Genomic DNA, 19,359 nt, shown 5'->3' with positions numbered 1-19,359 from the left:
CAATATGCCGCCACCCGGTTTTCACGACCGGGCGACGATATAGATTTGAAATCAGCCCTTGCGGCTGGCTTCGAAAAGGAACCATGCGCGTTCTTCGGCCTGATCGGTCCAGTCATCGATAATGCCCTCGGTTGCATTATCCTTGGCTTCGGTTGCCGCTTCCTTGGCAGCGCGCAGCGTTTCGACAAAATCCAGATTGTCCTGGCGCAGTTCAGCCAGCATGTCCTCGGCGCTTACGAAAGTCGCGTCATTGTCCTTGATCGTCTGATGACGGGAAATGTCGCCGATAGACCGCAGCGTGGTGTTCCCCGTCTTGCGAACACGTTCTGCAATTGCATCGGTCGTGGCCAAAATCTGTGCAGCCTGATCGTCGAACATCAGGTGATAATCGCGAAAATGCGGGCCCGAGACATGCCAGTGGAAATTCTTCGTCTTCAGATACAGCGCGTAGCTGTCGGCGAGCACACCATTCAGTGCGTCGGCTACGGACTTCGTCGCGTTGCTTTTGAGATCCGTGGGGGTTTTGAGTTCGGCTGCTGTCATGAATATTCTCCCGATCGAGCAAAAAAGGTTACGGACACATAATGATCGACTAGCGAATTAGTGCCACGGGATACCAACAAACTTTCGGAAAAAGAATCATCTAATGTGATCGTTCCAGCCGATCAAAGCAGGGACGTAGCGGACAGTGCCATAACCGCGCCAATCGACATCAGAATGCTGCCGCCCATGCGGCGTATCCAGAGGAGTCCACCAGACGCGAGTATGGGTTTGCGCAGGAACACCGCCGGAGCGCAGGCGACGAATATCCCGATCGCTCCGCCAATGGCCGCCATGACGGGATCGCCTGTGCGTGTTGCCAAACCGAGAATTATGAACTGTGCGCCGTCGCCAAATCCCAGAATGAAGATGCCGGCAAATGCGGTCAATGCTGGCCCCGTGCGCCAGCTATCGAGTGTGTCGGGGTGTTTGGCTGCGATGAACAATCCTACCCCGCCCAGCACCAAAGCGAGCGCCAGGAATAAGGTCCGCGCATCGGACGCGATCATAGTGGAGATGAGCCAGCCGCCTGCCGCAGAAAGTGCGGCATTGGCCATCGCGCCAACGGCTATGCCGACAAGGACCGCGCTATCGCGCTGGAAGCGCTGTGCCAGGGCCAGCGACAACATCTGGTTGCCGCCGCCCATCTCGCATAGCGCGCATGCCAGAAGTGCTGACAGCAATGCATCCATATCCGCTGGACGTCAGGCGCCCATGCGCAGGGACATCGCCGCCATATAGGCCGTGCTGACGTGCGGGCCGACCTCTTCGCAGGCCGCGGCATCACGCATCATATCAAGGTAGGATAGAACGATGGGGCCATGTCCATCCAGCGCCAGCGCCGATTCGAGCATGGACGCCAGGCGTTCGAGCGGTTCCATGCCATAGCTGCGGGCGACATGCCGGATGTGGTCGACTTCCTCGCACATATTGGTGAGGCGGATGTGCCCCCGTTGTGCCGCTATCGCGTCGATGCGATTGATTACGTCAGTCCGAATCATCGACATTGCATCATGCTTCATGGGTGCGGCTCCCTGTTTGCCTGTCCCTGTCACGATCATGCGCGCTCGATAGTTAATGGCCCGTAAAGTGCTGGCGGAAGCCGCAAGAAAACAGCCCGGCGCTTGACAGGAAGGCGAATCTGCCGCAATGGGCGGCGCTGAAACCGGGCGGCTGCGATGCCGCCTTTATTTTTCAACAGATTCGCGGGGGTAGATCCTCCGTCTTTTTTGCAAGGATACGGATATGGCGAAGCCAGCCACCGTCAAGATCAGACTCGTCAGCACGGCTGACACCGGCTTCTTCTACGTGACGAAGAAGAATCCGCGCACCAAGACGGAAAAGTTCAGCTTCCGCAAATATGATCCCGTCGTGCGCAAGCATGTCGAGTTCAAGGAAGCCAAGATCAAGTAAGCCGCTGAGATCGGACCGTCCGGTCCGATCCAATGCGTTGCCTGCCTACAAAGGCCCGCTCCGGATTTCGGCGCGGGCCTTTGTCGTTGGGCGAATGTTCATGGCGCAGGCTGAAACAGCCCGTTGACCACGTCCATGAACTTCATGACCGAAATGGGCTTTGAGACATAGGCTTGGGCCCCTGCAGCCCGGATCTTTTCTTCGTCGCCCTTCCCCGCATAGGCTGTCACCGCCATTACTGGCACATGCCTTAGCGCCGGGTCGGCCTTCAGCGCGATAATAATGTCGATACCGCTGATGTGGGGCAGGTGAATGTCCATGATGACAAGCTCAGGCAAAAAAGCACGGGCCTGTACAAGCGCGTCACGCCCGTCACGCACCGCCAGCGCGTCATGACCATGCGCGCGCAGCAGATCGCAGAAAAGTTTCAGATTGAGTTCGTTGTCCTCGACAACGAGCACGCGCTTTGCCAACAGAAGCTCCGGAAACTCATTGACCCACGGGACATCCCGTACCCCTCACGAGGCAGTACCTAAATGCCCCCCAGCGACATGGAAAGCAAGAACAGCGCGCCCGATCCGCAAACGCTAGCTTTGCAGGCACTGGTGTGGATGCTGTCCGACACGCGGCGCGCCGATCGGCTGCTGGCAATTACGGGGCTGGATGCTGACGCGCTTCGTGCGGGGATTGGCGATCCGTTGATACTCAGCGCGGTTCTCGACCATCTGGCGAATTACGAGCCTGATCTGATCGCCTGTGCCGACGCGATAGACTGCAAACCAACTGCCCTGATCCACGCGCATAAGGCACTGACCGCATGAACCGTCCCTTGATCGTTACCGACTGCGATGAGGTGCTGCTGCACATGGTCGTACCCTTCCGACACTGGCTTGACGAAGCGCACGGCGTGCATTTCGATATGCGAGGCCAGGAGTTTACGGACGCATTGCGACACAAGGACAGCGGCGATGTGCTGGAACGCGAGTTGGTCTGGACATTGCTGAGTGCCTTTTTCGATACCGAAATGCACCGGCAGCAGCCGATCGCCGGTGCCGTCGATGCACTGGTCCGGCTGTCAGATGTTGCCGACATAGAGGTGTTGACGAATATTGGCGAACGCGCGCACGCCGGGCGTGTGGAGCAACTGCGCATGTTAGGGATCGAGCATCGTGTCCACTGGAACCAGGGCGGCAAAGGCGCTCCGCTCGCAAAGATAATCGAGCGCAAACAGCCAAGTGTAACGGTATTCATCGACGATCTGGGCGTTCATCATCAATCGGTTGCCAAACATGCACCGCAGGCATGGCGCCTCCATATGATTGGCGAACCCGAAATCGCCGGGCAGGTGCCATCTGAACCTGCGGCTCATGCCCGTATCGATCATTGGCCGGACGCCGAAGCATGGATCATGGATCGCTTTGCGCAAGGCGAGCACGCTCCGCCGTTCTCTGCTTGACCCTTTCCCTCACCACGATCAGAAGAGCGCAATGAGCATTGAATCGCATATCGCCGAACTCGGCCACGTCCTGCCCCAGCCTGCGGCACCTATCGCATCCTATGTCGCAGCCGTTGAGGTCAATGGCATGCTCCATATCTCCGGCCAGTTGCCATTCGATGGCGATGTTATCTTGACGGGACGTCTGGGTGATGATCGCGATATCGCCTTCGGGCAGAAAGCCGCCGAGAAGTGCGGCCTTATGCTGGTTGCGCAGATGAAGGCCGCGTTGGGATCGCTGGACCGCGTCGAGCGCGTCGTGAAGCTGGGTGCGTTTATCGCCAGCACGGACGATTTCACCGATCAGCCCGCTGTCGCCAATGGTGCATCGGACCTGATGGTCGCGATCTTCGGTGAAGCGGGACGCCATGCCCGTAGTGCAGTCGGGGTTCCTGTTCTGCCGCGCGGGGCTGCGGTGGAGATCGATGCAATCATCGCCATCCGGCAAGGTTAAGCCGACGGGTGCAAACCAAGACTACGGTTTTCCGAAACCGGAAGCCGACACGTTATGAATGATTCCACTCAGGACGCCGTGACCGTTCGCGTAGAGCCGGGCGGCGTTTGCGCGGTTATACCCGAACAATGGGACGCTTGCGCCGGCCGCGACAACCCCTTTGTCTCGCATGCTTTTCTCAGCATCATGGAGGAGTCCGGCAGCGTTGGCCCTGGAACGGGCTGGCAATCGCTACCCATGCTGATCGACGGTCCTAATGGGATGCTGGCAGCAGCCGCACCATGCTATGGCAAGACGCATAGCCAGGGCGAATATGTGTTCGATCATCAATGGGCGGATGCCTGGCAGCGGGCAGGCGGAAGCTACTATCCCAAGATCCAGATCGCTTCGCCCTTTTCCCCCGTCCCCGGCCCCCGCCTGCTGCTGCGCGATCCGACGATGGCCCCGGCATTGATCGGCGGCATCGAAATGCTGGTCGGGAACAACGATCTGTCCTCGGCGCATGCCACTTTTGTGGAGGAAAGCCAGGTTGCACTGTTCGAAGCGGCTGGCTGGCTGATCCGGGAAGACAGCCAGTTCCATTTCACTAACCGTGGCTATGCAAGCTTCGATGAATTTCTGGTGGAATTGTCGAGCAGCAAGCGAAAGAACATTCGCAAGGAGCGTGCGAAGGCCGTCGAGGGGCTGGAGATATTCCATCTGACCGGGAGCGACCTGACGGAGAAGCACTGGGACATATTCTGGCGCTTCTATCAGGACACAGGCGCGCGCAAGTGGGGCACGCCGTATCTGACGCGGGTTGCGTTTTCGATGCTGGGGGAACGGATGGGCGACAAGATGTTGCTGATCCTGGCCTATCGCGCGGGCAAGCCGATCGCTGGAGCGCTCAACCTGATCGGGAGCGACGCTTTGTTCGGTCGCTATTGGGGATGCATCGAGGATATACCCTTCCTGCATTTCGAGCTATGTTATTATCAGGCGATTGATGTTGCCATTGCACTGAGGCTGAAGCGTGTGGAGGCCGGTGCGCAGGGCGGGCACAAGCTCGCGCGCGGCTATGCCCCGCAGCCGACCTGGTCGGCCCATTACATCGCGGACCCAGGCTTTCGCCGGGCAGTCGCCGGGTTTCTGACGCAAGAGCGCGCCGCAGTAGTGCTTGACCGTGAATTTCTGGAAGAGCGTACGCCTTTCAAAAAGGCGTAAGGTTCAGGCGGCAGCGCGGGTTGTGGAAGCGATCCAAGCGCGGGCCTGCCGCTGTGCTTCGACGATTTCGCGCGCCGTCATTTCTTCGGCCACATCGGCACGGAGCGACTGCGCTTCTTCGACACCCGCCAGCGCGGCAAGATTGAACCACTTGTGAGCCTCGATATAGTCGATTTCGATGTCGCCGCTGCCGCTGCTGTACGCTATGCCCAGTTCATACAGCGCATGGCCGTTGCCGCGCGCCGCATCGGCCAATCGGCTTTCCATCAGAAACCGCGCACTCGAAATACTGTTACCCATCTCACCGAACCCCTCTTGGACGGTCCCACTATGGACTTCCGCAAATGGCAACTTGGCGAGTCGGTGATAATAAATGGTTAACGATGCGGTGGCCCGAAAATGAAATTATGTAGCGTTTTCATCGCAAGGCAGGGTTAATCAGCCTCAGACCGGATCGACCGCAATATTGTCGATCAGTCGGGTGGACCCAATGCGCGCCGCGCCAAGCAATCTGGCGGGACGATCCAGCACCTCCATCGGCTCCAGCGTCACGGCATCGCAAAGCTGTACGTAATCGACCGACCCGAAACCATGGCCAAGCAACAATGCCTGCGCTGCATGCAATGCATCCCGGACGGGCATGCCCTTTTTTATCTGTCGGACGGCTTCACCAAGAGCGCGAGGCAAGGCGAGCGCGTCCCTCCGCTCCTGCTCGGTGAGATAAGCATTGCGGCTGGACAGCGCCAGGCCGTCTTCGGCCCGTTGCGTCGGCATGCCGATGATCTGCACGTCCATATCGAGATCGAGAACCATCCTGCGGATGACGGCAAGCTGCTGATAATCCTTCTCGCCGAACACAGCGACATCGGGGCGCACCTGATTGAAGAGTTTTGAGACCACGGTGGCGACGCCATCGAAATGGCCCGGTCGGGCCGCGCCGTCCAGCCCTTCGCTGACGCCTGAGACGGAGACATTCGATGAATAACCCGACGGATACATGACGTCGACGGATGGTGCCCAGAGTATCGCCACGCCTGCATCGGCCAGCATCTTGCTGTCGCCCGCTTCGCGGCGCGGATAGGCCGCAAGATCCTCGTTAGGGCCAAATTGCTTTGGATTGACGAAGATCGACACGACGACATGCGCGGCCTGGCGCTTGGCTTCGTCGACCAACGCCATATGTCCGTCATGCAATGCCCCCATAGTAGGAACCAGCGCGACGGGCTTTCCATCAGCACGAAGGGTTGCAAGTGCGCCACGAAGGGCAGGAAGATCACGGAGGGTTTGCACGTGGCGGGAGGCTCCGATAAGGGCTGAACGATCCTTTTCCGCTAAGGCGTCAATGCCCGGCCGGTCAAGAATCAAACGATAATACCAACGATCAGAACAGGGAACTGCAGGTCCAATGACCAGCCACAAGGCGCACACCATCGTCTTTGCCAATGAAAAAGGCGGCACGGGCAAATCGACGACGGCGGTGCACGTCGCCGTAGCGCTGGCAACGCAGGGGCACCGAGTCGGGATGATCGATCTCGATCCCCGGCAACGAACCGTTACCCGCTATATGGAAAACCGGGGCGAAACGGCGAAGCGGCGCAACATCGTGCTGCCTGCGCCTGAATTCGCCGTTTTCAAGGGCGACACGCTGGAGGCGCTAGCGGAGGAAGTGGCTGCCGTAGCGCAGGGCAAGGATTTCCTGATGGTCGACACACCCGGTCGTGACGATGTGTTCGCCCGTGCCATGGCATCGCAGGCGCATACGCTGGTAACGCCGATGAACGACAGCTTCGTCGATTTCGACCTGATCGGGCAAGTCGATGCCGAGACATTCAAGGTCAAGCGCCTTTCCTTTTATTCCGAACTGATTTTCGAAGCGCGCAAAAGCCGTGCGAAAGCCGACGGGGTGTCGATCGACTGGGTAGTGCTGCGCAACCGCGTCCAGCATCACGACGCTCGCAACAAGAAGCGGGTGGGCGATGCGCTCACCGAATTATCGCGACGTGTCGGCTTCCGTGTTATTCCCGGCCTGTCCGAGCGTGTGATCTATCGTGAGCTGTTTCCGTCAGGCCTGACCTTGCTGGACAAAGGGCATCTGGGCGAACTGGGCGTCAGCCATATCGCGGCGCGCCAGGAGCTGCGCGAAATGGTGGCCGGCCTGGCCTTGCCGTCGGTGGTGCATGAGCAGGAAGCCGCTTCCGCCGATGCCCACAACCAAGAGCCGCTGGACGCTGCCTGATGGGGTTGCTGGCCATTCTGCTTATCGGGGTGGCCGGATGGCTTATCTGGACTGGGCGACTGCAGCGGATAACTGCCAAGGACGGCCTGATGCTTGGCATCGCCATCGTAGGCGCGGTGATGGCGGCCAAAGGCAAGCCGCTCATCGGCGTGTTGCCGGTGATCGTCTCTGTCATTTACGCGGCGATGCGTATCCGCAAGCCCGCAATAGCCGTTCGCGCAGCACCGGATGAAAGCCGTGTCGCGGATGCGCGAGAACTGCTGGGGTTGTCGGCCAATGCTGATGCTGAAGACATTCGGGCGGCACATCGTCGTTTGATTGCCACGGTCCATCCCGACAAAGGCGGCACGCAGGCGCTAGCAGCAAAAATCAACGAAGCGCGCGATGTGCTATTGCAGCATTATGCGATATTGCACATGCACAATGAACAAGATTCGGGCCGCGATCGGTAACGCCACGAACAATTTCAGAAAGACAGGAAGACGCATGACGCACAGTTTTCACCCTACATCTCTGCGCGAATATGACATTCGTGGCATTATCGGCGAAACGCTGGGCGAAGCCGATGCCTATGCCATCGGTCGCGGTTTCGGCACGCTGATCGGGCGTGCAGGCGGCAAGAAAGTCGCCGTAGGTTATGACGGTCGCGTCAGCTCGCCGATATTGGAGGCCGCTCTCGTCAAAGGTCTCAATGAAAGCGGCATCCATGCCGTGCGGATCGGCGAAGGTCCGACCCCGATGCTCTATTACGCCGAAGCCGTGCTGGACGTGGATGGCGGAATCGAAATCACGGGCAGCCACAACCCTGCCAATTACAATGGTTTCAAGATGGTGTTTCAGCACCGTCCTTTCTTTGGCGCCGATATCCAGCAGCTCGGCACGATGGCGGCAAACGGCGATTGGGACGATGGCACTGCCGGGTCGGAAAGCGTCGAGATCATGGACCGGTATGTCGCGCGACTGGTCGAAGGCTTCAACGGTGCATCCTATCGTATTGGCTGGGACGCCGGGAATGGCGTGGCCGGGCCGATCGTCGAGAAGCTCATCAAGCTGCTGCCGGGTGAGCATTACACCCTGTTTACCGACGTTGACGGCAATTTTCCCAATCATCACCCCGACCCGACCGAGGAAAAGAACCTCGTCGATCTTAAGGCGCTGGTTGCCGACAAGAAGCTCGACTTCGGCGTGGCATTCGATGGCGATGGTGACCGTATTGGCGCCATCGATGGCGAAGGTCGGGTGATCTGGGGCGATCAGTTGCTGTCGATCTATGCAGAGCCGGTGTTGAAGGAACTGCCCGGTGCGACGATCATCGCGGACGTAAAGGCCAGTCAGGCACTGTACGATCGCGTGGCGGAACTGGGCGGCGTGCCTTTGATGTGGAAGACGGGTCATAGCCTCATCAAGTCGAAGATGAAGGAAACCGGCAGCCCGCTGGCCGGCGAAATGAGCGGTCATATCTTTTTCAAACATGAATATTATGGTTTCGACGATGCGCTATACGCTGCCGTCCGTCTGATCCGCGCGGCAACATCGCTGGGCAAGAGCGTCACCCAATTGCGCAGCGAAATGCCCGCCATGGTCAACACACCCGAAATGCGGTTCCAGGTCGATGAAAGCCGCAAATTTGCTGTCATCGACGAAGTGCTCGCACGTCTGAAGGAATCCGGCGCAACGGTGAATGACACTGACGGCGCACGCGTCAACACGCCCGACGGCTGGTGGTTGTTGCGTGCATCCAACACCCAGGATGTGCTGGTTGCCCGCGCAGAAGCCAAGGATCAGGCGGGACTCGACAAGCTGCTCGCGCAGATCGATTCGCAACTTGCGGCGTCCGGATTGGAACGCGGCCCGCAAGCAGGACACTGATTTTCGCCTGAGACGCCATATCGGCCTGTTAAAAACAACAGGACGGCACGCGACCTTCCGTTACGGAAGTCTAGCTTCTTTGTAGAGTTGCAATTTTTGCAACCAGTGTTTTGTTTTTCGCATTTGCAGCAACCCTTGCTGCGATGCACAACGATCAGGCCTTTCAGGCATCCTCTCCTAAAACTTTCAGGCCGTCCTTCGGGGCGGCCTTTTTTTGTTTGGCGATGGTACTGTTGTGGTGTCGGCCCATCGATACCTATATCCGTGAATGGCTTCCGCACTTCCCGCCGCTTTGGACGACTGGTTCGCTGCACGTGGATGGTCTCCTCGACGCCATCAGCGCGACATGCTGGCAGCGGCGGAAGCTGGACAGCACGCGCTGCTTGTCGCACCCACCGGCGCTGGCAAGACGCTTGCCGGGTTTCTGCCCGTGCTGGCGGATCTTATCGAAACGCAGCATGTCGGGCTGCACACCTTGTATGTATCCCCGCTCAAGGCGCTGGCTGTTGACGTCCAGAGGAATCTGCTGACGCCAATCGACGAAATGGATTTGCCGATCCGCGTCGAGACACGAACGGGCGACACCCCCAGCGACCGGAAGGCACGCCAGCGGGTGCGACCGCCTCACATATTGCTGACGACGCCGGAATCACTTTCATTGTTGTTCAGCTATCCCGACGCAGCGTTGCTATTCGCCAATCTCAAAACCGTCATCGTCGATGAGGTCCATGCATTCGCCACGCAGAAGCGGGGCGACCTGCTGGCATTATGTATGGCGCGGTTGCAGACCATCCATCCCGCTTTGCGGCGTGTCGCCTTGTCCGCGACCGTTGCGGACGTCGACGCTTACCGCGCCTGGCTTGCACCCGATGGCGACATCAACACTGTCGAAACGGTGATCGGCGAGCAAGGTGCCGACCCCGTCATCGACATACTGATCCCCGAGGGCCGCGTGCCGTGGTCCGGTCATTCGGGGAAGTACGCCGCCACCCAAGTCATGGCGGAAATCAAGAAACGCCGCACGACGCTGGTATTCTGCAATACGCGCGGATTGGCGGAACTGATCTTTCAGGAACTGTGGTCCGCCAACGACGACAATCTTCCCATCGGTATCCACCACGGCAGTTTGTCGCGAGAAGCACGGCGCAAGGTGGAAAATGCGATGGCCGCCGGTAAACTTCGCGCGCTTGTGGCGACAGCATCACTGGACCTGGGTGTCGACTGGGGCGATGTGGACTGCGTGATTCAGATGGGCGCCCCCAAAGGCAGCTCACGATTGCTGCAAAGGATCGGGCGCGCCAACCACCGGCTCGACACGCCGAGCGAAGCGATCGTAATCCCCGGCAATCGATTCGAATATCTCGAAGCGCGTGCGGCGCTCGACGCCGTCGAAGCGGGCGAACGCGATGCCGACGATTTTCGCCCCGGTGCGCTGGATGTCCTTGCGCAGCACATCATGGGTGTCGCCTGTGCCGGACCGTTTCAGGAAGCAGCGATGCTGGAGGAGATACGGTCCGCCCTCCCCTATAGTGCGTTGACCGCAGAGGAATTTGCGCGCGTCCTCGCCTTCATCGAAGGCGGCGGATATGCGCTGAAAGCCTATGACCGGTTCAAACGGCTGGTGAAGGATCCCGACGGGCAATGGCGCGTGGCCCATCCGCAATTCATCGCGCAGCATCGGCTGAACGCAGGCATTATCGTCGATCAGCCGGTGCTCAACGTGCGCTTTGCCAATGGAAGAAAGCTTGGCACGGTCGAGGAAGGCTTTGCCGCACAACTGGCACCGCGCGACTGTTTCTTCTTTTCGGGAACGGCGCTGGAAGTCGTGAAGATGGATACCACCGATCTTATCGTTCGCGCGACCAGTCGCCCGGCGCGCATCCCCAGTTGGGGCGGGACGCGCATGGCGATGTCGACGCGGCTGGCCGACAGGGTTCGTGAATTTCTGGCCTCCCCGGAGCAATGGCATCGCTTTCCGCCCGACGTCCACGAGTGGTTGGAAACGCAGCAGATACGCTCCGCTCTCCCCCGACCGGGGCAGTTGCTTGTCGAGACCTTTCCGCATGAAGGCCGCGAATATCTTATCTGCTACAGCTTCGAAGGATGGAATGCGCATCAGTCGCTGGGGATGCTGCTGACCCGCCGTATGGAGGCGCAGGGACTGATGCCGGTAGGCTTCGTGGCGAACGACTATGCGCTGGCGATCAACAGCCTGAAACCCGTCACAGACCCACGCAGCCTGTTCACGCGCGATATCCTGACGGACGAGTTCGTCGAGTGGGTGGAGCAATCGAGCCTCCTCAAGCGGGCGTTCCGCGATGTGGCGGTCATCAGTGGGCTGATCGAGCGGCAGCATCCGGGCAAACGCAAGACGGGGCGGCAGGTGACGTTTTCGACCGATCTTATCTACGATGTGCTCCGCAAATATGAGCCCGACCATATGCTGATGGATGCCGCATGGGCCGATGCCCGCGCGCGCATGACCGATGTGGGTCGGCTAGGCGATCTGATCGACCGGGCGGCCGATACGATGCTGCATATCACGCTGGACCGCGTCAGTCCGCTTGCCGTACCCACCCTGATCCTGATGGGTCGCGAGGCGGTGGGGAGTCGCGCGACGGAGGATGCCTTGCTGGTCGAAGCGGAGGCATTGGTGCGCGAGGCAATGCGGACGGAATAGAGGCAGACGGTTAAAATCCACTTGCCAACCGCCAAAGTAAGGAATATTGTTATGGTATAACATTATGTGGGAGGGTGGGATGACTGCGTTTGTAAAAGCGGTTGGACATGGCGAAGAGCCGGTCAGTGACATGAACACTACGCCGCTCATCGATGTGATGCTGGTTTTGCTGATCATGTTCATCATCACCATTCCGATGCAGACTCATGGCATCCGCGTGGACCTACCGCAAAAACCTACAGAGTCGGTGCTTGATCCCGTCAACACGCTGAAGAACCGACTGACTATCGATGCAACCGACACGATCCGCTGGAACGGCGCGGCGATCGACCGGCTGACGTTGCGGCGCTATCTCAATCGGACGATGATGCTTCCGGTGGAGCCTGAACTGCAATTCCAGCCCGATGCTCGGACACGCTATGTCACAGTTGACGAAGTGCTGGCCGATATTCGCCGCGCTGGTGTCACGCACATGGGTTTCGTGGGTAATGAGGACTATGCAGCGTTTTAACCGGCGCGCTCTAGCCACCCATCAATTGCTGCCCATCCTTTAGCGCAGGATGGGTGCAATCCGCGCCAGCGACTTGCCGTCATACCGCCCAAGGCGATGACGGGTCGATTGGCCTGTCGCGCCAACATGGCAAAACGCACACGACCCAGTGTGCGGGATCCGGGATGCGAGCGTGTTGGAAAGACGGGCGAGACAAACAGGATGTCCGCGCCGGACTGCTCAGCGCTTCGCATTTCCGGTACATTATGGGCAGGGGCGCTATGGATCAGAGTGTCCGGGCCTTGCGACCGCCCATGCCATCCGTCAGCCTTCCATGCGCGCGCGGTCCGGGCGTCGTCGGCCAGGAGCAATAAAAGCCGACGCCTGCGCGTAACTGCGCGTACATTGTCGAACAGCCTGCGCCGGGATTTGCGTTTCAGCCCGTAGTGGCGAAACACGACGCCCGCACCGCGCGGCAGATGGTGCAGCGCTTTCATCAGGGCGTCAGTGCCAATCCGCTCGTCGGTCATCAACCAAAGCGTCGGCAGGGATTTTTTGCAGTGACGCGCTGGCATGGGCAGGCTTATAGCAAGCGCCATGACCTCTGCCACTTCTTCTGTCGATGCCGCAACGCGGCTCGCGACTGTCCGCAACGACATCGTTCGCGCCGCAGCCCTCACCGGACGTACGGCGCAGGATGTCACCCTCATCGCCGTGTCGAAGACCCATAACGCGGCGGAAATCACGCCGCTGATCGCGGCGGGACAGCGTGTGTTTGGAGAAAACCGCGTGCAGGAGGCACAGGGCAAATGGCCTGCCTTGCGTACCGATACACCCGATATCACCCTGCATCTCGTTGGCCAGTTGCAATCGAACAAGGCCGACGAGGCGGTTGCCCTGTTCGATGCGATCCATTCGTTGGATCGGCCTTCCCTGCTGACCGCACTTGCCAAGGCGATGGATAAAGCGGGCAAGCAGGTGCCCTGTTTCGTGCAGGTCAATATCGGCGCGGAGGCCCAGAAGGGTGGATGCCCGATCGGGGAAGTCCCTGGACTGATCGCGCAGGCACGCGCCGCGGATGTACCGCTGCTCGGCCTGATGTGCGTGCCGCCTGCGGATGTCGAAGCAGCGCCCTATTTCGCATTGCTGGCGAAGCTCGCGCAGGAGGAAGGGCTGGCTGGCCTCTCCATGGGCATGTCGAGCGATTATGAGACCGCAATCATGCTGGGCGCAACGCATGTGCGTGTCGGCACGGCGCTCTTCGGCGGACGGCCTGTCGCATAGTAAAAGGCCCGCCCCATCATGCGATGGAGCGGGCCTTTATTTGCACCGATCAGACGATTAGAACTTCCCGCGAAGGGTAACCCCGTAGGTGCGCGGTTCGGCGAGATACGCGGAGATCAACTGGTTCGCCATGACAGCGCCCGATACCCGCCCGAACTGACCGACACTGGATGTCGAAGGGCTGCTTGACTGTAGCGGGCTGCTGAAGGCAACCTGCGTATAGTCCTTGTTGAAGATGTTCTGTCCCCAGAATTCCACGGCCCAGGCCTGATTCTTGCCCCTTAAGCCGACACGCGCATTGAAGATCGCAAAACCGTCCTGGCCCTTTTCGGGGAACAGATCGGACCCGGTATTGTAGTCGCTGGTCATGCGGCCATCGACATAGAACAAGGCCGAAAGACCGCTTGTGCCGATGTCCGGGGTCCAGGTGACGCTCGCTGTCGTCACGAGTTCCGGAGCGTTCGAGTTGATGCTGCCGGGCAGCAGGAACAATGCCGGGTCGAGCGGCACCTGACCATTGGAGCTACCGACGAGGCGGTTGGCATATTTTGCACGCGCGTAGGTAAAGCCACCCGTCAAACGCAGATTGCGTGCTGGCGAAGCGGTCATTTCCAGTTCGACACCCTGGCTGATCAGGCCCGGCTTCACATCGCCGCTATCGCAACGGCCACCGCCCGCTGCTGGCGATCCTGCCGTCAGATCGCTGCCGCAGCCGTTGATGTTCTGCACGACGAACCCGGTGCCGTTAAACGTGTTCAACTGGAAGTTCTTGAACTCCTGCCGGAACGCCGCGACGTTGATGCTCCATTTGGGCTGGCTGAACTTGATACCCAGTTCGTAGGCATCGACCTTCTCCGCGTCGAAGCGAAGCGACGTCACGTCGGCATTGGAGCGGGGAGAGAACACGGCTGGAACCGGGTTTACGCCGGTCGTTCCTAACTGGAAGCGATCGAGGTTAAAACCGCCAGCCTTGTAGCCCTTCGAATAGCTGGCATAGGTCAGGAGGTTGTTGGTGGGCTTCCAGGAAAGAACGCCCGTGCCCGAGAATTCACCGTCGCTGAAGCTGTCGTTGAGGTCCAGAGCATTAAGTGTCGTGCTGCTATTACCCAGGCACCCCAGCGTCAGGATACCACCGGCAAGCGCCTGCGCACTGCCAAGGGCCGGGTTGATCGCCACCGCAGGCAGGCTGGAGGATTGCAACGCAGCACAGGTCGCATTGTTGTTATTGAGGTCCGCCGAGAACTTCTTGCGCTCACGGGTGTAACGCACGCCGATGGTCAGATCGACCCGATCGGTCAAATGCACGATATTGTGCGTGAAGAGCGCCCAGTTGCGGCTGTTCTGATAGTAGCGGTTGTCGACATCGCCAGCACCGTTGGGGATAGCTGCCAACGCCCTAAGGCCGTTGCCCAAACCCGTCGAAATGGCGCCAGCCTGTGCAGCCGCAGTGCCTGCAGGAAGGCCCGCGTTAAGGAATGCAGCGTTAAGCCCGGTGTTCAGATTGCCCTGCGTGGCGGCAATCAGCGGCGTAGTCGCTGCGCCGCTGGAGCAGGCCGCAAGCTGTCCCGCCGTGAAGTTGCTGTTCAAGCCTGAGCCCGCCATCAGGCGGCAGGCCGCAAAGCGCCCGTAATCGGCACCGAAGCGTATATTATCCCGCAGTGTCAGCTTTTCATTGGCGAAATAGCCGCCGACCAGCCAGTCGAGCTTGTCGCTGAAAGCCGATCCCTGCAGACGCAATTCCTGCGTAAACGTCTTGAACTGACGGAACGTACCAGGATCGCGGTAGAGCAGATCGGCAGTGCCGTAGTCGTAGTCGCCATAATCCTTGCTCTTATAGTCGCGATAGGCCGTAATGCTGGTCAGCGTTGCGCCGCCGAAGTCATAGTTGATTTCGCCTGAAACGCCCCAATCCTTCAGCTTGCTGACATATTCGCGGCCGGAAGTAATGCTCAGCTCACGATCATAGGGATCGGCGGGGAATACGGCGCCTTGCCCCTGCAGGATCGACACGATCCTGTTGAACGGCGCAACGCTATATGTCTCCCCACCAGAAGCGGGACGGCGTTCGCGCGTTTCGATATAGGCAGCGCCGCAGCAGCTTTCGTCGCGGTTGGTATAGTCGCCGATCAAACGCACCGACAGGGCATCGGTGGGTTCGAACAGCATCTGCCCGCGCAAGAAGTAGCGGTCGCGATCGTTGGTATCGCCAACCTTGTTGCCCGTCCTGTCGATCAGATCGTAAAAGCCGTCACGCTTCGACAGGACACCGTCGAGGCTGACTGCCAGCGTATCGGTGATCGGGCCGGTGATGCGGCCGGCCAGACGCCAGTAATCGTAATTACCGTATGTGATCTCGCCACTGCCGCCCAGTTTGAATTCGGGCTTCTTGCTGACGATGTTGAGCAGACCTGCAGAAGCATTGCGGCCAAACAGCGTGCCTTGCGGTCCGCGCAGCACTTCGACCCGCTCGATCTCTCCAAGTTCATTGAGGCCAGCGCCGGTACGCGACCGATACACGCCGTCGATGAACACAGCGACCGAGCTTTCGAGACCGGGATTATCGCCGACGGTGCCGATGCCACGAATGCGTGCCGAGCCATTGGCTTCGGAGCCGGTCGACGACACCAGCAAAGATGGCGCAAGCTGATTGAGTTGACGGATGTCGCTGGCGCCGCTGTTCTGCAGTGACTGCGCCGTAACGGCCGACACAGCGATCGGCACGTCAGACAATGGGCTGGCGCGGCGCGTAGCCGTAACGATGATGTCGCTTTCATTACCCGTCGGTTCAGTCTGGGGCGCAGCATCCGAATTTTGCGCAACAGCTTCCTGCGCATAAGCAGGGACCGCAGCGATGGCGATGAGCGCTACGGCGCTCGCAGTTTGCAACCAAGGCTTTTTGTTCATGGGACACCCTCTCTAACTGCGTGGCTATGTTACCACGTCGATCGTCAGGATAATCGTAGGATTTATAGGGCCGCATAGCAATACAGCCCTGTGTTTTCAGGAAAATGCGGCGCTTATGCAACAGTCAGCGATGCTGCATTGCAACAGCCTGAGCTTTCCGTACCGTCACCTTTACGTGCCTTAAGCGGTGCGACGACAAAGCTGCGGCGAGAGCAGCGGAAAGCGCAGTAATTGGCCGTTCAGAGGCACCAGCGCTTCACCGGTATCGCCGACCAATTTCCGAATCTGTGCATGCCCGGCGTCAAGCCCGCCGGTCAGCGCACCGAAGGCGGGCAGGATCATCTTGCCAGCGCCTTTGACGAAACAGGGACGGGCCACGTTCCGTCCACGAAACGACATCCGCAGCTTGGGATGATAGTGTCCCGATATTTCCGGGCGCGGGTCTTCGCTGCTGGCTTCATGCCGCAACACGATACCGTCCACTATGGCTTCGGTAACGACTTGCCCGCCCAGCGCCGCAAAGTGCGCCGACTCTGTCATGGCAACATCGTGATTGCCCGTCACCCAAATCCATCGAAGTATCGATGTCAGCGCGACCAGCCGCGCGCGAACATCGGCAGGGAGACGGGCGGGTCCATGGCTGTCGTGGAAGCTGTCGCCCAGACACCAAATCTCCTCCGCGCCGGTATCGGCGACAAGTCGCTCGACGGCATGAAGCGTTGCCATGCTGTCATAAGGCGGCAGCATCTGCCCCGACCGGGCATACCAGCTCGCCTTTTCAAAGTGCAGATCGGCCACCAGCAGCGCCTTGCGCGCAGGCCAGTACAGGGCAGCCTGAGGCAAAGCGTGCAGCGTGTGACCGGCGAACGAAAGGGGAACCATGCCCCTCTATGCGCTGTGCGGCATGGGCTTTCAACTGGCGGGATGCGGGATTATAGGGCCGATATGCTCGATCCATCGCAAAACCCTGAACCGCTTACCGTCGCAGCCTTATACCGGTTCGCGCACTTTTCCGATCCAACAGCCTTGCGTGAGCCGCTGCTGGCCGTGTGCGAAGCGGGGGGCATCCGCGGCACGCTGCTGTTGGCGAAGGAAGGCATCAACGGCACGATTGCCGGCCCAAAGGACGGGATTGCACAGGTTCTGACCCATATTCGCAGCTTGCCCGACTGTGCGGCGCTCGACGTCAAATATGCGCAGACGGACGTTATGCCCTTCGGTCGCATGAAGGTGCGCGTGAAGCAGGAAATCGTGACCATGCGCCAAGGTAACCTCGACCCCGCGCGGCAGGCCGGCATCTACGTCGATCCGCAAGACTGGAACGCGCTGATCGCCGATCCTGACACGGTCGTGATCGATACGCGCAATGTTTATGAAGTTTCGATTGGGACATTCGAAGGCGCGGTCGATCCGGGAACGCGATCGTTCCGAGAGTTTCCGGCATGGTTCGATGCGTTTTCGGCGGAGCTGGCAGCACAGGGGCGTAGCCCGAAAATCGCCATGTTCTGCACCGGCGGCATACGGTGCGAAAAGTCGACGGCCTATGCCCGGGTGCAAGGCCTAGGAGACGTATATCACCTTAATGGCGGGATATTGCGGTATCTGGAGGAAGTGCCGGAGGAGCAGAGCCTCTGGCATGGCGAATGCTTCGTATTCGACGACCGCGTATCGGTGGGGCACGGGTTGCAGCCTGGCACGCATAGCCTGTGCCAATCTTGCGGCGCTGCCTTTCCACAGGACGCAGCGCATGATTGCGGCAATCGATCAGGGGTCAAGCGCGGCGAGTTGCTGCCCTGAAAGCGCGCCCTGATCGGGCAGCAGAAAGTCCACGCGCTTGGCGCCGAAGTCGATGGCAACGCGCTGAAATGCGCGGAGGGCATTGATACCGAGGAGGAGCGCGGGTTTCTCCGACAATCCCAATTCAGCAAAAGGGGCAGCATCGGCAAACATGATCGGTACATCGGTCATGGTCAGATTGCCCATCTTCAATTTACGCATCACGCCCCATTGCCCGGTGATCGTATGTCCCGACACGCTCATCATCGTCGCGGTACCCGAAAAGCGGCCCTTCTGCTTGCGAGTCGGGCGCTTGAGCAAGGCAGCATTCCCCACGCTATATTCCGTGCCGGTGTCCAGAATGACGTTCACACGCTGCCCTTCCGCATGGGAATCGAGCAATATCAACTGCCCCAGCTTGCTGCGCGCAGTCACCACAATGGCGTCGGGTTCGTCCTTAGCCTTGCGGTGCCGCGTCGGTCCAATTTCCATGCGGCCGGTACGGAAATTGAGGACCAGGCGTTTGGACTGCAGCCCGTCCAGCCCCAATAGTCCCTCGGCACCCAGATGTTCGCCGGAAAAGACCGGCGCCTGAATGTCGTTTACATATGTCGTACCGAAAGACAGACGCGGCACGGTTACCGTGTCGACATTGGTCGTGCCGGTCATGCTCAACACCCTGACCTGCACGTCGGCGACAAGAGCGAGCCGATCGGCAAGCTCGCGGGACACGACAGTGCGCTGCGATCCGGTATCGACTATGAACGCATAGGGCCCTTTATCGTCTATGCGGATGGGGATGCTGACGCGATTGTCGGGGTCGTTGGTCGTCTGCACGACTGCAGGCGGCTCTGCAGGATCGAGTGAGGCGGTGCCAGCGACCTGCGCCAAAGCGGCAGCAGGAGCGACCGCAACGAGCAGCCCCATCATAGTGTGCCGCAATCCCGACATCGCTGCTCTCCCACCTCATTTTATTGTGTGAGCAGCATAACACAGGTCAGGGTCGCTCTCAACG

General features: G+C 59.6%; 22 protein-coding genes. 12 read left to right on the top strand and 10 right to left on the bottom strand.

Annotated features, from left to right (window positions below):
- Window positions 1-51: 51 nt before the first annotated feature.
- The 3 genes from QMG56_RS05175 to QMG56_RS05165 all read right to left on the bottom strand — a co-directional run bounded on the left by QMG56_RS05175 (window position 52) and on the right by QMG56_RS05165 (window position 1,562).
- A complete protein-coding gene (locus QMG56_RS05175; protein WP_230187933.1) occupies window positions 52-543 on the bottom strand; it encodes a Dps family protein in 492 nt (163 codons plus the stop codon).
- A 122-nt stretch (window positions 544-665) separates the two neighbouring features.
- Window positions 666-1,232 (bottom strand): TMEM165/GDT1 family protein, encoded by a 567-nt coding sequence (locus QMG56_RS05170; protein WP_230187934.1) that lies wholly within the window; start codon window positions 1,230-1,232, stop codon window positions 666-668.
- 12 nt (window positions 1,233-1,244) lie between these two features.
- Window positions 1,245-1,562, bottom strand: a complete 318-nt coding sequence (locus tag QMG56_RS05165) for a hypothetical protein (RefSeq protein WP_230187935.1) — start codon at window positions 1,560-1,562, stop codon at window positions 1,245-1,247.
- A gap of 223 nt (window positions 1,563-1,785) precedes the next feature.
- Here QMG56_RS05165 and rpmG point away from each other — a divergent pair, with 223 nt between their 5' ends.
- A complete protein-coding gene (rpmG, locus tag QMG56_RS05160; RefSeq protein WP_066599119.1) occupies window positions 1,786-1,953 on the top strand; it encodes a 50S ribosomal protein L33 in 168 nt (55 codons plus the stop codon).
- 98 nt (window positions 1,954-2,051) lie between these two features.
- Here rpmG and QMG56_RS05155 read toward each other — a convergent pair whose 3' ends face one another.
- Entirely contained in the window at window positions 2,052-2,426 is a 375-nt protein-coding gene (locus tag QMG56_RS05155; protein ID WP_230187936.1) for a response regulator, read from the bottom strand.
- 63 nt (window positions 2,427-2,489) lie between these two features.
- Between QMG56_RS05155 and QMG56_RS05150 the strand changes: the two genes are divergently transcribed.
- The 4 genes from QMG56_RS05150 to QMG56_RS05135 are packed head-to-tail and all read left to right on the top strand — an operon-like array spanning window position 2,490 to window position 5,105.
- The gene (locus QMG56_RS05150) at window positions 2,490-2,774 is read left to right on the top strand and encodes a DUF3572 domain-containing protein (protein WP_230187937.1); all 285 of its coding nucleotides are present in this window, start codon (window positions 2,490-2,492) and stop codon (window positions 2,772-2,774) included.
- Window positions 2,771-3,409: an HAD family hydrolase gene (locus QMG56_RS05145; RefSeq protein WP_281821528.1), complete on the top strand. Its 639-nt coding sequence runs from the start codon at window positions 2,771-2,773 to the stop codon at window positions 3,407-3,409. The genes QMG56_RS05150 and QMG56_RS05145 overlap by 4 nt, the downstream gene beginning before the upstream one ends.
- Window positions 3,410-3,440: 31 nt before the next feature.
- A complete protein-coding gene (locus QMG56_RS05140) occupies window positions 3,441-3,902 on the top strand; it encodes a RidA family protein (protein WP_281821527.1) in 462 nt (153 codons plus the stop codon).
- Between the two features lie 54 nt (window positions 3,903-3,956).
- Complete coding sequence (locus QMG56_RS05135; RefSeq protein ID WP_281821526.1) at window positions 3,957-5,105, top strand: GNAT family N-acetyltransferase; 1,149 nt, start codon at window positions 3,957-3,959, stop codon at window positions 5,103-5,105.
- A 3-nt stretch (window positions 5,106-5,108) separates the two neighbouring features.
- On the opposite strand, the gene QMG56_RS05130 is transcribed toward QMG56_RS05135, so the two are convergent.
- Together QMG56_RS05130 and panC are read right to left on the bottom strand one after the other, a co-directional pair.
- Window positions 5,109-5,405, bottom strand: coding sequence for an SEL1-like repeat protein (locus QMG56_RS05130; RefSeq protein ID WP_281821524.1), 297 nt, complete (start codon window positions 5,403-5,405; stop codon window positions 5,109-5,111).
- A gap of 144 nt (window positions 5,406-5,549) precedes the next feature.
- Window positions 5,550-6,395 carry a pantoate--beta-alanine ligase gene (gene panC / locus QMG56_RS05125; protein ID WP_281821523.1) on the bottom strand — a complete coding sequence of 282 codons (846 nt, stop codon included), beginning with the start codon at window positions 6,393-6,395 and terminating at the stop codon, window positions 5,550-5,552.
- Window positions 6,396-6,510: 115 nt separating this feature from the next.
- On the opposite strand from panC, the gene QMG56_RS05120 reads away from it, so the two are divergent.
- The 5 genes from QMG56_RS05120 to QMG56_RS05100 all read left to right on the top strand — a co-directional run bounded on the left by QMG56_RS05120 (window position 6,511) and on the right by QMG56_RS05100 (window position 12,401).
- On the top strand, window positions 6,511-7,341 hold the full coding sequence (locus QMG56_RS05120; protein ID WP_281821521.1) for a division plane positioning ATPase MipZ: 831 nt from the start codon (window positions 6,511-6,513) through the stop codon (window positions 7,339-7,341).
- Window positions 7,341-7,793, top strand: coding sequence for a J domain-containing protein (locus tag QMG56_RS05115; RefSeq protein ID WP_281821519.1), 453 nt, complete (start codon window positions 7,341-7,343; stop codon window positions 7,791-7,793). Before QMG56_RS05120 ends, QMG56_RS05115 begins: the two co-directional genes overlap by 1 nt.
- A gap of 34 nt (window positions 7,794-7,827) precedes the next feature.
- Entirely contained in the window at window positions 7,828-9,210 is a 1,383-nt protein-coding gene (gene pgmG / locus QMG56_RS05110; RefSeq protein WP_281821677.1) for a phosphoglucomutase/phosphomannomutase PgmG, read from the top strand.
- 268 nt (window positions 9,211-9,478) lie between these two features.
- Window positions 9,479-11,890, top strand: a complete 2,412-nt coding sequence (locus QMG56_RS05105) for a ligase-associated DNA damage response DEXH box helicase (RefSeq protein ID WP_281821518.1) — start codon at window positions 9,479-9,481, stop codon at window positions 11,888-11,890.
- A 79-nt stretch (window positions 11,891-11,969) separates the two neighbouring features.
- A complete protein-coding gene (locus QMG56_RS05100) occupies window positions 11,970-12,401 on the top strand; it encodes a biopolymer transporter ExbD (protein WP_230187947.1) in 432 nt (143 codons plus the stop codon).
- Here the strand turns inward: QMG56_RS05100 and QMG56_RS05095 are convergent.
- Window positions 12,398-12,955: a thiamine phosphate synthase gene (locus QMG56_RS05095; RefSeq protein WP_281821516.1), complete on the bottom strand. Its 558-nt coding sequence runs from the start codon at window positions 12,953-12,955 to the stop codon at window positions 12,398-12,400. The two genes, QMG56_RS05100 and QMG56_RS05095, sit on opposite strands and share 4 nt — an antisense overlap.
- Window positions 12,956-12,977: 22 nt before the next feature.
- Here QMG56_RS05095 and QMG56_RS05090 point away from each other — a divergent pair, with 22 nt between their 5' ends.
- Entirely contained in the window at window positions 12,978-13,664 is a 687-nt protein-coding gene (locus tag QMG56_RS05090) for a YggS family pyridoxal phosphate-dependent enzyme (RefSeq protein WP_230187949.1), read from the top strand.
- Window positions 13,665-13,721: 57 nt separating this feature from the next.
- On the opposite strand, the gene QMG56_RS05085 is transcribed toward QMG56_RS05090, so the two are convergent.
- Window positions 13,722-16,568 carry a TonB-dependent receptor gene (locus QMG56_RS05085; protein WP_281821515.1) on the bottom strand — a complete coding sequence of 949 codons (2,847 nt, stop codon included), beginning with the start codon at window positions 16,566-16,568 and terminating at the stop codon, window positions 13,722-13,724.
- A 180-nt stretch (window positions 16,569-16,748) separates the two neighbouring features.
- Window positions 16,749-17,450: a ligase-associated DNA damage response endonuclease PdeM gene (gene pdeM / locus QMG56_RS05080; protein WP_281821514.1), complete on the bottom strand. Its 702-nt coding sequence runs from the start codon at window positions 17,448-17,450 to the stop codon at window positions 16,749-16,751.
- 63 nt (window positions 17,451-17,513) lie between these two features.
- On the opposite strand from pdeM, the gene QMG56_RS05075 reads away from it, so the two are divergent.
- Window positions 17,514-18,365 (top strand): rhodanese-related sulfurtransferase, encoded by an 852-nt coding sequence (locus QMG56_RS05075; RefSeq protein WP_281821513.1) that lies wholly within the window; start codon window positions 17,514-17,516, stop codon window positions 18,363-18,365.
- Here QMG56_RS05075 and QMG56_RS05070 read toward each other — a convergent pair.
- On the bottom strand, window positions 18,333-19,274 hold the full coding sequence (locus QMG56_RS05070) for a retroviral-like aspartic protease family protein (RefSeq protein ID WP_281821512.1): 942 nt from the start codon (window positions 19,272-19,274) through the stop codon (window positions 18,333-18,335). The genes QMG56_RS05075 and QMG56_RS05070 overlap by 33 nt on opposite strands.
- Window positions 19,275-19,359 lie beyond the last annotated feature (85 nt).

Source organism: Sphingobium sp. BS19, from assembly GCF_027925545.1.
Classification (GTDB): Bacteria; Pseudomonadota; Alphaproteobacteria; order Sphingomonadales; family Sphingomonadaceae; genus Sphingobium.
The sequence above is the reverse complement of the archived record's forward strand: the minus strand, read 5'-3'. Positions and strand labels throughout refer to the sequence as shown.